8 protein-coding genes are annotated in these 17032 nt (G+C 36.4%); 2 read left to right on the top strand and 6 right to left on the bottom strand.

Annotated elements, in window-relative coordinates; all coding sequences use genetic code 11:
- The 4 genes from QZ136_RS11215 to QZ136_RS11200 all read right to left on the bottom strand — a co-directional run.
- A partial coding sequence (locus QZ136_RS11215; RefSeq protein WP_291403541.1) for a cadherin domain-containing protein occupies positions 1–6450 on the bottom strand: 6450 nt, incomplete at its 3' end.
- 162 nt (positions 6451–6612) lie between these two features.
- Entirely contained in the window at positions 6613–7779 is a 1167-nt protein-coding gene (locus QZ136_RS11210) for a helix-turn-helix domain-containing protein (protein ID WP_291403540.1), read from the bottom strand.
- 325 nt (positions 7780–8104) lie between these two features.
- Entirely contained in the window at positions 8105–8830 is a 726-nt protein-coding gene (locus tag QZ136_RS11205) for a hypothetical protein (RefSeq protein WP_291403538.1), read from the bottom strand.
- Positions 8831–8871: 41 nt separating this feature from the next.
- Positions 8872–9819, bottom strand: a complete 948-nt coding sequence (locus QZ136_RS11200; RefSeq protein ID WP_291403536.1) for a sulfite exporter TauE/SafE family protein — start codon at positions 9817–9819, stop codon at positions 8872–8874.
- A gap of 224 nt (positions 9820–10043) precedes the next feature.
- On the opposite strand from QZ136_RS11200, the gene dinB reads away from it, so the two are divergent.
- Together dinB and dnaE are read left to right on the top strand one after the other, a co-directional pair.
- A complete protein-coding gene (dinB, locus tag QZ136_RS11195; RefSeq protein WP_291403534.1) occupies positions 10044–11201 on the top strand; it encodes a DNA polymerase IV in 1158 nt (385 codons plus the stop codon).
- A 3-nt stretch (positions 11202–11204) separates the two neighbouring features.
- Positions 11205–14141: a DNA polymerase III subunit alpha gene (gene dnaE, locus QZ136_RS11190; RefSeq protein WP_291403532.1), complete on the top strand. Its 2937-nt coding sequence runs from the start codon at positions 11205–11207 to the stop codon at positions 14139–14141.
- 502 nt (positions 14142–14643) lie between these two features.
- Here the strand turns inward: dnaE and QZ136_RS11185 are convergent.
- Both QZ136_RS11185 and QZ136_RS11180 read right to left on the bottom strand, forming a co-directional pair.
- Positions 14644–15474: a hypothetical protein gene (locus QZ136_RS11185; protein WP_291403530.1), complete on the bottom strand. Its 831-nt coding sequence runs from the start codon at positions 15472–15474 to the stop codon at positions 14644–14646.
- Positions 15475–15641: 167 nt separating this feature from the next.
- Positions 15642–16862 (bottom strand): hypothetical protein, encoded by a 1221-nt coding sequence (locus tag QZ136_RS11180; protein WP_291403527.1) that lies wholly within the window; start codon positions 16860–16862, stop codon positions 15642–15644.
- Positions 16863–17032 lie beyond the last annotated feature (170 nt).

The raw sequence follows: 17032 nt of genomic DNA, 5'->3' as shown, positions 1-17032 counted from the left end.
TACATCATTAATACTGATGCTAAAGCTGTTCTCAAAGCTTAGTCCGCCAGCATCTGTAGTACGAATTCGTAATGAATAACCCGATTTGGCTTCAAAATTGAAGCTTTCTTTAGTTTTAAGCTCATTTCCTACAATCTCAAAGCTTTCATTATTGCTTGCACCTGCACCGCTTACTAGCGAATAAGTATGGGTATCATTTGCATCCGCATCCGTGCTGCTCAAATTGGCAAGTGTTGTGCCAATTGCTGAATTCTCATTGATGCTATTAGCGCTCAAAGAGATAGCTGTTGGTACTTCGTTTACATCATTAATACTGATGCTAAAGCTGTTCTCAAAGCTTAGTCCGCCAGCATCTATTGTACGAAGTCGGATAGAGTAACTTGATTTCTTCTCAAAGTCAAACAACTCTTTCACTTTTAGTTCATTTCCTACAACTTCAAAGCTAGCGTTATTTGTATCGTCAGAACCAGCAACTAAAGAGTAGCTATGCGTATCATTCGCATCTACATCTATACTACTAAGATTAGCTAAGACAGAACCGACCAAAGAATTTTCATCGATGCTAACAGCGCTCAAAACAATCGCAGTAGGATCCGAATTTAAAGAATTGACCAAAATGGTAAAGCTATTTTCAAAGCTTAACAATCCAGAATCTGTGCTGCGAATACGAATTGAATAAGTCGATTTTGCCTTATAAATAAATACTTCTTTAACTTTTAGCTCACCAGCAACAATCTCAAAACTTGAATTGTCGGTATCGCCTGACCCAGACACAAGAGTATAACTGTGTGTATCATTGGCATCTGAATCGGTACTAGTTATATTTGCTAAAGCGGTACCAATAGCAGACTTCTCATTGATGCTATTTGCGCTCAAGGCGATAGCTGTAGGAGCTTCATTGAGATCATTAACAGAGATGGTAAACGTATTTTCATAACTCAATGAATCCGAATCTGTTGTTCTAATACGAATGGAATAGCTAGATTTTGTTTCAAAGTCGAAGCTTTCTTTTAGTTTTAGCTCATTAGCAACTATTTCGAAGCTTGTATTATCTGTATCACCATTACCCGCGACTAAAGTATAGGTGTGGGTATTATTTGCATCCACATCTGTACTACTAAGATTAGCTAGAACGGTGCCGATAGCAGAGTTCTCATTTATAGTATTTGTACTTAAGGCGATAGCTATAGGAGCTTCATTCACATCATTTACGGTAATCAGATAAGATTTTTCAAAGCTCGCGTTCAAGGCATCGGTACTGCGTAAACGAATAGAATAAGTTTTCTTTGTCTCGAAATCGAAATTTTCTTTAACAATCAACTCATCACCTCTAATTTCAAAACTAGTATTATCTGTATCTCCCTTTCCTGAAACCAAAGAATAGGTATGCGAATCATTAGCATCACTATCTCCACTAGTTAAAACAGCAAGGGTAGTCCCAAGAGTACTATTTTCATCCACAACCTTTGTACTCAAACCAATATAAAAAGCAGGAGAATTAGGAACATAGATTACTGGTAAAACATTACTGTAAGCTATACCACAGGTGCCATTTACAACAACCGCTCTATAATCTGTATTCCAGTTAACGTAATTGTATTCAAGTGAATCTGTATTATTAATAATATCATTCCAAAATAATCCACCATTTGTAGATGATTGCCATTTTACCACTTGTCCGGTGTATCCAGTTAAGGTAAGTAAACCAAACATAGAATTAGTAGTAGCAATGTGTTTATTCGTAATTGAACCGCCCACTGGAGCCTGTCCGGCTTGTACAATTATTGGATAAGCAGGAGAAAAAACCTCACTGCCGCAACCTTGTGTTTGTACAACAGCCCTATAATAAAAGGTTCCTTGAATATCCGCTACCTTTGAAAGAACATTCGTAGTATTAGAAATATCTGTCCAAATATTTTGATCGCTGGACACTTGCCATTTGATCACATCCCCTTGATTTCCAGACAATGTTAATTCCAAATTACCACCCACACAAACAGTGCTATTTTCTGCTTTAATATTCCCTGAAATGGCAGGATTAACCGAAACTATAACACTACTTGTATTAATTTCACCATTATCACAAACAATTGTTGCACGATAATAGGTAGTTTCAGAAATATTTTGAACAAGATAGGTAGATGTTGTATTTACAATAGGAATACCAGCTGTATAAAAATTATCCAATGAATATTCCCACCTTACAATTGCTCCTGTATTATTCACAAGAGTAAGCTGTGTTGAGTTCACACCTCCGCACACGGTAACACCTCCACCTGAAATGGAGCCTGTGTTAGAACCTGCAACTTTTAATTCTCTAGTATAATTCAGAACGCTAGTGTTATCATCTCCATTTAAGCCCCCATATTCAACAAGCAATCCCACATTGTAGTTAACATTAGCTAAATCATTCCATGCTCCCCCACCAAAATAATGAAGATAACTTTCACCACCTAAATCGTTTGGTTCTCCAGCTGACCAATTTGAATATTGACCTGGCAATTTAACAACATTGGGAGTATTCCCTTCGGAAATCTGAGTTCCACTTTCAGGTCCTGTTACCCAGTAGTATTTCCCTTCAGATTCTGCATTACTTGAATAAACAGATCTACCTAAAGATTTATTTATTTCCTCGAAATTATCTGATCCACCTAGCCAAGTATCTCTTGTAGTTAGGAATTTCGAAATAAAATTATTTTCTTCTTGTGAATTAACAGTAGCTAAATACCCTTTTTTACCAAAATAGGATCTATTCGATGCTGTTTCCTTGGAATTAGTCCAAGAATAACCCCAAGAAATATATTCATACCAGTGTTTAGTTAGGGGATTATATAGTTTATCACCTAAATTAAATGTGATGAAACGTTGTTCAGGATAGCATAATGCATTTGTTGATTTGATTGCAATTTTCCGAAGAACTGATTGCCAAACAGTTGAAGTTCCTAATCCATTAATATGGAGCAATCCTTTATCAGAATCGTAATTAAGGTTAAACCCATCGGGCAAAGCACCTTGATATTGAAGAATATCTCCTAAAGCTCCACTTACATATCCACCGGTAATTTGAACCTTAGCCGCAGAGATTATTCCTTCACTTGTAACAACCAGTGTTGAATCAATTATGGTACTAGTAAATTTAGGAATATTATTAACGCTATTTGCTCCACTAATTGTTGCTTTAGAAGCATCAGTTAAAAAAGTAAACCCATTTAAAAAACCAGATTTTTTAGGATTACTTACCCCCACAGAACCTGAAGCTCCATTCGGCACATAGGCAATAATTTTATTGTCAGATTCAACAGTAAGATTCCAAACTTGTTCACCACCAAAATTCACTTTAGTTGCTCCCAAAAAATTAGATCCTAAAATCTCTATCTTTTCATTTGACCTAGCTTGTGTAGGACTAAAACTTGTGATAATAGGAGTTCTATAATTATAGGTAAAATCGGAAGAAGATATATTTAAACATTTTCCCCAAATTAAAATTTTACCTTCAGATCCAAAGGCCGCTATTGCTGTGATTTGAGTGGGACTATCAATAGTAAATGACTGGACAGGAATACCTCCAATGGAAACCTTTGTTATTTCATTCAAATTGGTGCCTTTAATAGTAATTTTAGTGCCTGCCTCTCCTGAAGTAGGACTAAATGAGTTTATGGTAGCAAGCCCTTGACAACTGGTTCTCTGATAACTAAAACCGCCAGCCCCACCTTGAGTCCACGAAAGCATTTTCACATAAAAATAAACTTTCTCAGCTGGAATATATACCAAAAAGGTTTCACCAACTTGAGATGGAGGTCTACGTTCAAATGCACTATACCAAGATTGAAAATTTAAAGCTTTAATTTCTGCCGTCGTTAAACTATCACTTGGAACCTTTGCCCAAAGAGTACCTATAGGTGAATTATTTCTGTAATTTTCTTCTGATGCAATATTAAATAAGCCACCACCATTAGTTCCACGCGTTATAATTACACTACTAGTTATAAAATCCTGATTACTAGATAACTTAGGATCTTCATTATCCAATTTGGTGAATGTGATATATGGACCGCTAAATATTGAACCGAAAGATGAATCTGGACAACCATTAAGATCAGCAAAAAGATTTTTTGGAGTATCAGGACATTGATCTAGAAAATCAGCAACTCCATCTAAGTCAGCATCCAAATACTTTAAATTAAGAGAATTATTTTTTTGAATTATTGCTGCAATATTATTCCCAGAATCATAAATTGAATTTGCAACAGGTACAACTTTCAATACTTCAGCACCAGATGCTAGTCCGTTTATTTGAATTCCTAAGGTAATTGCATTACTTGTTACAGATATACTTGAAGGAGTAGTAGAGGCCAATGTGGCATTACCACCAGTTAATCCAAACTGAAAATCATTAACATCTAAAGTCCCAGCACTATGTAAACCGGAAAAAACTGGCTTAGACATGGTAACAATAATGGTATTATTTTCTTGATCTTGTTGAACAGAAGTGATAAAATTGTCTAAATAATTATTTGAAATAGCTATCGGGTTACCAGTCCAATTATTTTCATTGTTTAAAAAAGTATTATTAGTAATGGTAGTTTTTAAATCATTATTCGGCGAACCTGTAAAAATTACAGTACCATTATTACCTTCAAAAATATTATTATCGAATAAAAAATTATTAGGCCCTAAGGTTTGGATCCAAGAGTTGGTATTATCATGGGTTAACCAGGAACTATAGCTAAATAACGTTGAAGCATTGTTTGTGAATTTTGAATTCAAAACTTGAAGTCTGTTAACCCCCCTAAACGATCCAATTCCACTTAGATTTCCAACAAATTCACATTCATCTATCTTAACAAAGCGTTCAGTTGAAAATAATTGACCAGAATTGTTTAAAAATTTTGATTTTAAAACAGTAATTCTATTAGTATATGCCTCGTCAGGCTCTGTTCCTGCTGGTGTATTACCATGGTCACTATAAAATAATAAAGCTGAATTATTTGAAAATTCAGAATTTGTAATTGTAAGATAGGAACCCCCATCTCTAGTGCAAAAAATAGTTGAGATATTGTTTTCAGTAACCAGTATATCGTCAGCTGTGGCTTTCGCTCTATTGGCATATATCAAAGATCCTGTTCCCCATTCACTAGATCCTAATTGGGAAAATGTGATTGATGAAATAGAAAATTCTATGTATGAATTTAGAATAAACATCTGGTAAGTATTATTACCGGAGATTTTTATCTTTTCTCTACCTGGACCCTTAATATTCAAATCAGCTGCAATTCTCGGCAAATTTGAAGTTAAGGTAATTACACCATTTAATGACGGATCAAAATCAACTACACTTGAGTCTGCATTACTATTAGCCTGTTCAATTGCCCATCTTAATGTGCCGGCACTCCCACCATCTTCCAGACTTGTAACTGTAATTTTTTGCACATAAGTATAAGCTCCAATATCAGTCGAACCTCTGGTAAAACCCCGCTGATCTAAGCCAGATATTGGAGCTGCATTAATAACAGTTAAATCTCCTGCATTTATTGCTTTACTGCCACTGCCCAAAGCCATAGTAAAAGTGGATCCTCCATTATCTTGCAATGACCCAAGTAAGGGATCACCAGTCAAAGCTCCTGAAACGCTGCCATCCTCTACTAAGTTTTTAATATTAGTTGCTGGTGCAGTGCCTGAAAAATCCAATCCAACACTGTTGGCAATAATGGTATTCTTCAAACTTAAGGTGTTACTGTTATAAATCCCGGGGGTATTTCCAGAAAAAGTTGAATTTACAATTTCAGAAGTAACAGAACCATAAGTATAAATTGCCCCTCCTCCGGACTGTCCGCTATTAGCAGAGAAAGTAGTATTTGAAATTACAAGTGGAGTACTAGCGTTAAACAAGCCACCTCCCTGAATAGCTGCTGTATTTCCTGAGATAGTGGAATTAGAAATATTGATTAATGAACCACCATTTGAATAAATAGCACCACCCTGAATGTCTGAATAATTCTCTGAAATAGTACAATTTTTTATGTAGAGTTGGCCGCGGTTGTATATTGCCCCACCCTGACCTGAATATTTTGCACCTGAAATGGATAGTCCGCTGATGGATAAATTTCCATTTAATGGAATATAGAAAATATTAAAATCTCTTGAGAGATCTCCATTATTACCACTAATAGTTAATTTATTAGCTCCTGGCCCCTTTATTGAAATATTTCCTCCTGCCGAGGTTGTAGCTAAATTTGGGAGTGCACTTTGCAATGTGATAGTAGCTGGGCCAGCAGTAAAAAGGGCTGGATCAAAAATAATATCTTCATCACTGGATGTAGCGTTTGCCTGTAAAATGGCCCATCTTAGTGTGCCAGCACCACCACTATCCTCAAGACTAGTAACAGTAAAATCTTGGGCGCTAACTGTAGATCCGAAAAAGAATAAGAATAAGAAATAGATGTTTTTCATGATAGTGTATGTACAGATCAGTTTGTTGAAAAATCAAGTAGATCTGCAAAACTAATCATGAAGACTCCCCTGAGTTAATTACTAGATGCCAAAAATCTACCACTTTTGAAATTTGGTAGTAAAACACTTTATTTAAACTCTGGCTAAGCACTACCCAATAAATTAATCTGAGAAGTATTGAAGAGGCATTTTCCCTGTTTCCTTTTTAAAAGCACGGTAAAAAGTGGTCATACTCATAAAACCAGACTCAAAAGCAATAGCGTCAATAGTAATTTTCTGGGACTTTAATGGATAAGTTTTAATGAAATGCTCAATCCTATAATTATTTACCCAGTCGTTAAAATTCTTGCCGATATGCTTATTTATCAATCCTGAACATTGGTGTATTGGAATTTGGAATGAGCTAGCTAAATCCATCACGCGATAGGCGCTATTTAAAAATGGCTTTTCATGAATCATATAATTCTGAATACAGCTTACCATTTCAATCTCCGTATCACTGTTTTTTCGTGCAGATGGAGTTAGTTCTTTTTTATCTATTAGTTCTACTCTCTTGTATTTTTCCCCAATAGAAACCAAGATATAGCCATATAATATCTTTGGATTATGAACCAAGAGCAAAAGAATAGATAGAAAAATTAACAATCCAATCCCAAAAACCCATAAATAAATGTTTTGATCTTCATCAAAAAATGAACCCTTAGCACGAAAATAAACGGTAACAATATTTAAAATATGGAAAGAAGCAATTGTAGATAGTCCACCTAAAAGCCAAATTCGTTTGGTTGTCCCCCCATTCTTATTTTTATTCAACTGTGATTTAAAAAGCACCCAAAAGGATAAAATCAAATAAATTGTAAGCAATATCGGTCTGAAATAAAGATAAACTTCAGAAGGAAACAGGCCTGTATTAGCAACAATGGCAATGTTTTTTGTTTTAATAAGTTCCAGTGTGATAGCATCCCAATTTATAGAATGCGAAAAATACCAAGGAAGATCATCTATAAAAGACACTAAACCAGGCAAAAAATGCAAATAATCAATTTTGCGTAATTTCTTTTGATTATTTACTATTCCAACAGTATATAAATAAATAAAGCCTGGTGCAACGTAATAAAGTGGACAAAATAACTTCAGCAGAATTGGAACATAAATAATTAGCTCATTATCAATCAATAAAAAGACTGCTATTTGGGTAAAACGAGCAAATAAAAATAATCCAAGCAAGTAATTAAGATATCGTATTCCCCTTTTTGAAATAAAATAGTGAACAGAAAACGACAGTATTACAATAAGTGCAAAAACTATAGTTAAACTTACAAATGGCATGAAATTCAAAGGCTTAAGAATGATATAAATATATCAATAATTGAAGTATACAAATACTATTTGAAAAAATTTTCAATCGAGTAAATAATACAATAAAAACGATAATTTATTTAATCTTAAGAAAATAAAAAAAACACTTTTTTTAGCAAAAAGAATTTTAATTTCTCAATCAGATACTCTCTATTTCATCGCTTTGCTTCATCGATTAATTTGGAGACGAAGAAGTTGTTTAGAAATTTACTAAAGAACTATTTTAGGCATAAAATGCTTAAAAACATGGAAAATTTTAATATTGCCTTTAAAAATTAGATCTGTTTTTTAAGGCCTAATTCTGATTATCTCTGCTCCAAATTTCATAAATCGGATTACCCGTAGAGCTCCGACCTGAATGATGCCATTTGCCATCAACAAGTTTACCATCAAAAGAAAGGCTTGCAGCTACGCGACTATTATCTCGGGAGAAAAACTCGATGCTTTCAGTATACTTCCCATTTTTAAAGCTATATGAACCACCGCCTGTCCCGAAAAACTCTTTGGTCTCTGCATTGATTGCAGCCCATTGAAAATGTGAACCTGTTAATACTTTTAGAGTTTTACGTGCTCTACGCGGATAATCGGCTATTTTACCGTCTTGCATTCGCCCCGACATACGCCAAGTGCCTGAAAGTTCAGCCTTGCCTTCATCTAATAAATTCCAAACAACTGTCTGACCATTGAGATTGGAACTGAGTTTTTCCTTATTAATTACAAAATCATAACTAATTGTCTGCCCGATTTGATTTTGATCAAGCGTATTAAACTCAATATTAGTAATGAGCTTATCCCCCGAAAAAGTATAGCTCCCGCCCCTACTCTGAATAAATTTCTTATTTACCTTATCAAAAATGGTATGCATAAAATAACCATCAGATAATAATAGAGTCTGCTCAATGGTATTTTCCTGAAAATGCCATGCACCATTTATAAAATCTTGATTTTGAGCGTTTTTTGTCGTGAAACTAGTCAGGGAAATTATAAGTCCCACAAATAATAGTTTAGTTTTCTGCATCATATCGATAGAATTCAATATATAAAAATAAGAAATGACTAAGTTTAATATACGAATTTTTCCAATGAATTCCAAATAATTCGGAGGCTGCTGATGATAACAAGCACACCAACGCCAATAAACATCTTTTTAAGGGGTAGTTTTCCTGCCAAACGGGCAGCAATTGGTGCGGCTAGTACACCCCCTATAATTAAGCCGAGTATGGTTTGCCAGTGACTAACACCTAGGATGATAAAGAAGGTGAGGGCGCTCGCCATGGTGACAAAAAACTCAGTCAAACTCACCGATCCAATCACATATTTAGGCGTTCTTCCCTTTGATATTAATGTACTCGTAACTAATGGTCCCCAGCCACCTCCACCAAATGAATCCAAAAAACCTCCCGCACCAGCGAGCCAGCCTGCACGCTTCACTTTTTGAGCCTTTTTCTTCTCTTTAAATGCATTTGTTATTATCCTAACACCCAGAAGCAGGGTATAGCCCGAAATCACCGGCCTTATCATTTCTGAATAATTTTCTCCTGCATAAGCTAAAAATATTGCACCAATAATGGCTCCCAAAACTCCAGGAATCAAGAGAGTCTTGAATAATTTCATGTTTACATTTCCAAAACGATAATGACTAAAGCCCGAAGCCCCACTCGAAAACATTTCGGCAGTATGAATACTTCCTGAAATTACGGCCGGATTTAATCCCCCAGATAGTAAAAGCGTAGTGGAAACTACACCATAGCCCATGCCCAAAGCGCCATCCACAATCTGAGCACAAAAGCCAATAAGCAACATCCACAGAAATTTATTGTCAATCTGCGCCGATAAATCCTTACCTAATTCAATAATTGACGCATAAGTGATATACGTGTATGCAGCATAAGCAAAAAATAGCATCGCCAAGCTGAATAGTGAAAGGTATGCAATTCTTTTCCACCTACGCTCCTGATTCTTCTCAGAAAGCCTGCTTGGTAAATTGTCTATGTCTTCTCTTTGCTTCACGAATATTTATTAAAATATAAAGTCTATGGAATTAGTCGACAATATTACTTATTTATTTTGTGCAGTCCTAAATTTATTTTGTTTTTTATAGGGAATTGATTAAAAGTTGCCTTAGAAGCGTTAAAAGACAGAAATTTATCGTCCTAAAAAGAAAAAAATGAATTGTTAATTTATTTGAATTGCTAAAAATTTTAGCATAAATTTGTTTCCCTACAAATGAATTTATGCCGACAGACAAACAAATAATACACATTGATCAGGATGCATTTTTTGTATCGGTAGAACTTTTAAAGAACTCTTCGCTGGTTGGGAAGCCGGTGATAATTGGTGGTACCTCCGACCGTGGCGTGGTTGCTTCGTGCAGCTATGAAGCACGGAAATTCGGTATCCACTCGGCTATGCCTTCCAGAATGGCCAAACAGCTCTGTCCCCATGCCATCTTCATCCGAGGCAATATGGAAGAATACAGTAAATACTCTCACATCGTCACTGATATTCTGCAAGAGAAGGTGCCTCTTTTAGAAAAAGCATCCATTGATGAGCATTATATTGACATGACGGGTATGGACCGCTTTTATGGCTGTATGAAGTTTGCACATGAGCTCCGACTTCATGTGATGAAGGAGACAGGCCTACCCCTCTCCTTTGGTTTATCAGTCAATAAAACAGTCTCAAAAATAGCCACCAACGAATGTAAACCGAACGGAGAACGACAGGTGCCCCAGAATGAAGTACAGCCTTTTTTAAACCCTTTGTCGATCAAAAAAATACCCGGCTTAGGACAAGCAACCTACGTTAAACTCAGCGAAATGGGCGTTCGTTTGATTTATACCTTATCACAAATACCTCAGGAACAGATATTTAAAGTGCTTGGGAATAATGGAATAGGACTATGGCAGAAAGCACAAGGAATCGATAATTCGCCAGTTGTACCTTATCGAGAACAAAAATCAATCGGCACGCAAAGCACCTTTGAAACAGATAGCATTGATACACAAACTATTAAACAACTGATCACATCCATGGTGAGCGATCTATGTTTTCAGCTACGGGCACAAAGAAAACTGACTGCATGCATCACCGTAACCATCCGTTATTCGAATTTCGAAACGCATACTCAGCAGAGCAAAATAGCCTATACTTCCCTCGATTCGCTGCTCATTAGCAGGGCAAAAGAGCTTTTCGATAAATTGTATAATCGACGTATGCTACTCCGTTTGGTAGGGGTTAAATTTTCGCAATTGGTGAGTGGCCACGAACAAATTAGTCTGTACAGCGCCTCAGAAGAGCAATACAAGCTGTACCAGGCCATGGACCGCATCAAAAATCGTTTTGGGGAAAAGGCTGTAAAACTAGCATCCACCATTAATATTAAGCTTTAAGGCATGTATCTAAATGTTCATTCTCAATACAGTTTGCGCTATGGCACGCTATCTATCGAAAATCTGATAGATCAAGCTAAAGCTTTGGGAATAGAACAAATGGCCTTAACCGATATCAATAATTCTACAGGTGCTACCGAATTTGTCAGGACCTGCCATGAAAAAGGCCTTAAAGCCATTACAGGCATCGAATTTAGACGAGACAATAAACTACTTTACATCGGAATTGCGCGTAATCGCGAAGGCATGAAAGAACTCAACGATTTTCTGAGTTTCTATAATTTAAATAGCATGAGTCTGCCGGATCGCCCTTGGGAGTTTCAACAGGCCTATATTATTTATCCCTACTCGCAAAATCATCCCCAACTCAAAGAAAATGAATTTTTAGGTATTCCTTATCGGGATTTAGGAAAGCTTTTCGGGAGACCTCTTGCGAAAATTCAAGAAAAATTAGTAGCCCTACAGCCAGTAAGTGTGAGCAATAAACTTGAACACCGACTCCATATTTATTTACGTGGGATAGAGCTAAATACCATCCTCAGCAAAATAGGCGAAAGCGATCAATGCCATGAGGATGAGATACTTATGTCGCCACAGAAATTAAAAGACCTTTATAGCTCCTACCCTTTCATCATTCAAAACACCGAAAAATTGATGAATGATTGCAGCAGCACTTTTGAGAAGGGTTCAAAAAACAGAAAAACCTTTACGGGATATGCCAAAGATGATAAAGATCTCTTGGAGAAGCTCGCCATGGAAGGAATGGAGTATCGCTATGGTCGCACAAATAAGGAAGCTTTAAAAAGGGTAAAAAAGGAGCTCGAAGTAATCGATGAACTGCATTTTTCGGCTTATTTTTTAATTACGTGGGATATTATCCGCTATTCGATGGCGCGAGGTTACTACCATATCGGGAGAGGTTCAGGCGCCAATAGCATCGTTTCCTATTGCCTGCGCATCACGGATGTGGATCCCATAGAACTCGACCTATATTTTGAACGCTTCCTGAACCGTCAAAGGAGTAGTCCCCCAGATTTTGACATCGATTATAGCTGGGATGAGCGCGAAGACGTCCAAGATTATATTTTTAAACGCTATGGGGCTAAGCATACGGCACTTTTAGGTACCATGAGCACTTTTAAGGATCGTTCAATTATTCGCGAAATTGGGAAAGTGATGGGACTCCCACGTCAGGAGATCGATAGCTTCACCGACCCCACACGTTTTAGTGAAAACCGCGACAATCCCACTTTTAAGAAGATTTTGGCAATTCAAAATAGGATGCAAGACATGCCCAACCAGCGCTCCATTCATGCGGGTGGCGTACTTATCTCGGAAGAGCCCATTACCTATTATACAGCCTTAGATTTACCCCCAAAGGGCATGCCCGTAGTGCAATGGGACATGTACGAAGCCGAAGCCATAGGCTATGAAAAGTTCGATATTTTGAGTCAGAGGGGCATTGGCCACATCAAAGAAGCTATCCAGCTCATTGCCGAAAACCAGCAGAAAAAACCGGATATCCATGACGTAAAATCCTTCATGAAAGATCCTAAAGTTAATGCCCAACTTAAGCGTGGAGATACCATTGGCTGCTTTTATATCGAATCGCCCGCCATGCGGCAATTAATTAGAAAGTTAGGTTGCGAAAATTATATCACACTGGTAGCGGCAAGCTCCATCATTCGCCCAGGGGTGGCCTCCTCAGGAATGATGAAAACCTATATTCAGAATTACCATGACCCCGAAAATGTAAAATATTTACATCCTGTCATGAAGAAATATTTGGAGGAAACTTATGGCGTAATGGTCTACCAGGAGGATGTAATCAAGGTTTGTTATCACTATGCCGGACTAGACCTCACGGATGCAGATGTGCTCAGGCGGGGTATGAGTGGGAAATATCGCTCAAAGAAAGAATTCGACCGATTGGTACAACGTTTTTTCGATCGTGCGAAGGAAATCGGGAGAGATGAGGAAATTACGAAAGAAGTTTGGCGACAAGTATCATCCTTTGCGGGATATAGCTTCTCAAAAGCCCATTCAGCCTCTTTTGCCGTAGAGAGCTACCAAAGTCTCTTCCTAAAAACTTATTTTCCACTCGAATTTATGGTGGCGGTGCTTAATAATTATGGTGGATTTTATCAGCGTTGGCTCTATGTGCATGAACTCAAAAAAGCGGGCGCAAAAGTCCATTTGCCTTGTGTGAATAATAGTGAAGCAAAGGTCTGCATTAGGGGTACAGAGGCTTGGTTGGGCTTTATCGGCGTACAAGGACTCGAAAATCAGTTTATAGAGTTGATTCCCGCAGAACGAAAAGCGAATGGCCCTTATCGAGATCTTGGGGATTTTATTAAACGGACTAGCATACATTTGGAGCAGGCTATCATCCTCATCCGACTGGGAGCTTTGCGCTTTACTGGGAACAATAAAAAGGAACTTCTGTGGGAAGTACATAATTATTTAGGTAGCAAAACTATTGCTAAGCAAAGCAGCGAACTGTTCCACACCGAAGCCAAAGAGTTTTATCTTCCCGAACTAGAAAGCTCAAATGTAGAGGATGCTTACAATGAATTGGAATTATTGGGTTTCCCATTAACTATGGATATGTTCGACCTAGTAAAAACGAGCTATCGCGGCAATGTGATGGCTAATGATTTGGGGAAACACATTGGAAAAACCATCCGTGCGGTAGGCAATTATGTGTGTGAGAAACCTGTCCGGACAAAAAACAATAAAAAAATGTGGTTCGGCACTTTCCTCGACAAGGATGGTAATTTCATGGATACCGTCCACTTTCCACTAAGCACGCCAGCATACCCCTTCCGTGGCAAAGGCTGTTACCTCATTGAGGGTAAGGTTGTTGAAGAGTTCGGCTTCCCAAGTATTGATGTCAAGAAATTTGGGAAATTGGGGATAAGGGATAATCCGGTGTTTTAGGGGGATCAGTTGGCAGTTGTGAGTTATCAGTTATCAGGCTAGCGACATCTGAAATATGAGTGTGTTTGTTAAATATTTTTTTGTCCTTTCTCTTTGCTCCTTATTCCTTATTCTAATCTCCGCAATCACAATAATCAAATAAATCATGGTTCAGACAATTTAGTTGGTTAGGCTAACGACATCTGTTTACCCGGTAGCTGAGGTTCTTGAAGCCGGGGAAATGAGTTGTCGGTTGGCCGTTGTCTTTATCAGACTAACGACATCAGCTACCCGGTGGCTGAGGTTCTCGAAGCCAAGTTAACGAAGCCAGTAAGTAACATCATACATCTCCGCAATCCCACTAATCAAATAAATCATAGTTCAGACAATTTAGGTGGTTAGGTATTAGTTGGTTAGGCTAACGACATCTAAGAGATTAGTGTGCTGGTTAATTTTTTTCGTCTTTGCTCCTTGCTCCTTAATCCTTGGTCTAAACACACCAATCTCCGTTGAGATAATTTCCCTAATTTATTCTTTCCAATATCAAGTCTGTATTCAAGCGCATATTCTCCTTAGAGAGAATTTTATTCGCCTTATTCAATTCATACTTACTTACTTCAAATTGGGATAATTTGATTGAAGAAGAGATCTTATCCAACAGTATTTTTTTGTCTTTGCTTACCGAAAAATAGAGATGTGCCTTATTTACTAACTCTTTAGTATCAATTACTACATTAATATATTTAATCTTACCAGCAGGTCCAGCAGTTAGACCTCTATAAAGGAAGGAAGCATTTGACAAATCCTCAAACTCTAACTCTAAAATATTAGAGCTTTCTTTGGCTATTTTTACTTTACCTATATATTTATTGGTTGATGAAAAGGAAATTTCATAGAAATCGGTGAGGTCAGAAACTTGATAATTATATTCACTGAAATTATTAAAAAAAGGATACTCTGATATATCTAATAGTACATTAAGTCTTCCTTCTAACAATCCATATTTAAATAAATCCGATAGATCGTACATTTTAAAAAAATCTTCTCGATAAAATGCCTTGCCATTAGATTTTAAGATTTTGTATTTCTTCATTTTTAATGCATCTATTTGAATCATACTTTCTTGCTTAACATTCGCAAGGGTATCTGTATCATTCTTCACATATTCAATGTCAACTTTATAATTAGAAATATTCTTTTTGTAGTTTTTCTTAACAGCAATCTTCATCTTTTCTATAAGGTCTTGAGAGAAGTTCTCAGGAAAAACCTTGACCTCCTTAAGCTCAATAACCCTTTGAGAATACACAGGTACATAAAAAAAGAAACACAAAATAAAAGGGAGCAGTTTTTTCATCGTTTTAAAATAAAGCTATGCCGTTTAATTATTTAAACAGCACAGCTATGATTAAAAATTAATATTAATTAGGAAACCAATCCCATCTTCCGTCAGTCAATCGACTAAGCGAACAATCACAGTTGTACTTTTTCAGATCAACCCTAAACAAACAAGTATTTGTTTCATTAGAATATCACAATGCATATTGGCTCCTCAGACTCATCGTCTTCCGGAGTATAAATAGTGACATAATAATCCTGACTCTTGCCATCAACAATTACAGTTTTTTTATAATCAGTAAATTTTCCGCTATAATTTGTCCCTTGAGAAATTACAGAATAATTTTCCTTTTTAAGTTCTTCAAGAATGACATTAACTTGGTCTATGTTTACCGTACAATACTCTATATAACTGAGATTTGAATTGCTAGCTCTACCTTCAAATTTGCTGATACTTTCCAACCAATCGTTCTCAAACTCGTTTATAATCGTACCATTCAAATCCTCCCTCTGACCAATTTTTCTATAAGCATAATCCCTTGTAAGTATAGATAGCACCTCATCTAATGACATCGTATACAATAATCTTAAGGTAGCTAAATCAAATATTTTTTGAGACTCATTTTCAAAAACAACCCTTTCAATTTCCGTTTCTTTATCATCTTTAAGGCTATAAAAGTATGAAGCTGCTTGTATGTTTCCTGAATTCAGCAAATCTATCAATATCTTTTCACCTGCTTCCATTTGCCCAGTCAATATTAAATAATTTGCCTCTAAAAAGTTTCCCTCATCCACATCCATCGACTTTACTTTTTCAATTATTTTTAGCATTTCTGGATTAGGTGTTAGCTCTTTAACAGTAGAATCACTAGATGCATTTTTTATCTCAGCCATTCGCTCTAGCGCAAGCGTTGCAAAATATTCTTTACAAGCCCGAATTAAATTTCTATTACACAAAGACTCAAGTACTGATTGATATTGTTCAAACTTATTCCTATCGAAAATTTGCTCTATTTGATCAATATTTAGCCGAGTCTTTAAATAATATTCATACAATAGTTCGGCATTTTCAGTGGCTCTTTGATGATTAATTCTTTTATCTTCAACGGCCTCTTGGGTTTTATTCCACACTATATCTTTTACCCAATCAGAAACACCATATAGTGAATCTCCTTTAATTATAAATTTGAAAAGATCTTTATCTTGAAATGCGATCAATGTATCGCCGATAATGAAATATTCAGCTATACTAGCGTCAATATTTAACTTCCCATTATTGTCAAAAGTCAATGATCTGTAATAACTAGAACTGCAATTAGTTGTGAAATTCCCAAGCAATAGATTTTGCGCCTGTTGGGCATTTACATTGCTAGCTATCAACAATAACACTAATAATAATCTATTCATTTAATTAATAATATTTCTTTAAAAATATAAATTTTTGGCTATGGATTAATATTAACAATGCCAATATTACAATTTTATTGCTTGTGTTAAATTAAGTTATTGGTTAGGTATTAGGTGGTTAGTAGTTAGTTGGTTAGATGGTTAGAAAGAGTTATCCGTTGTCAGTTATC

This window comes from Daejeonella sp., assembly GCF_017495225.1.
Taxonomy (GTDB): domain Bacteria; phylum Bacteroidota; class Bacteroidia; order Sphingobacteriales; family Sphingobacteriaceae; genus Daejeonella.
This window is presented reverse-complemented; position numbering and strand designations above follow the sequence as displayed.

Bases quoted from the DNA above. Each gene is read 5' to 3' on its own strand.
- QZ136_RS11185 (WP_291403530.1), bottom strand. From the start codon at position 15,474: ATGAAAAAACTGCTCCCTTTTATTTTGTGTTTCTTTTTTTATGTACCT.
- QZ136_RS11205 (WP_291403538.1), bottom strand. From the start codon at position 8,830: ATGATGCAGAAAACTAAACTATTATTTGTGGGACTTATAATTTCCCTG.
- QZ136_RS11180 (WP_291403527.1), bottom strand. From the start codon at position 16,862: ATGAATAGATTATTATTAGTGTTATTGTTGATAGCTAGCAATGTAAAT.
- dinB (WP_291403534.1), top strand. From the start codon at position 10,044: ATGCCGACAGACAAACAAATAATACACATTGATCAGGATGCATTTTTT.
- QZ136_RS11210 (WP_291403540.1), bottom strand. From the start codon at position 7,779: ATGCCATTTGTAAGTTTAACTATAGTTTTTGCACTTATTGTAATACTG.
- dnaE (WP_291403532.1), top strand. From the start codon at position 11,205: ATGTATCTAAATGTTCATTCTCAATACAGTTTGCGCTATGGCACGCTA.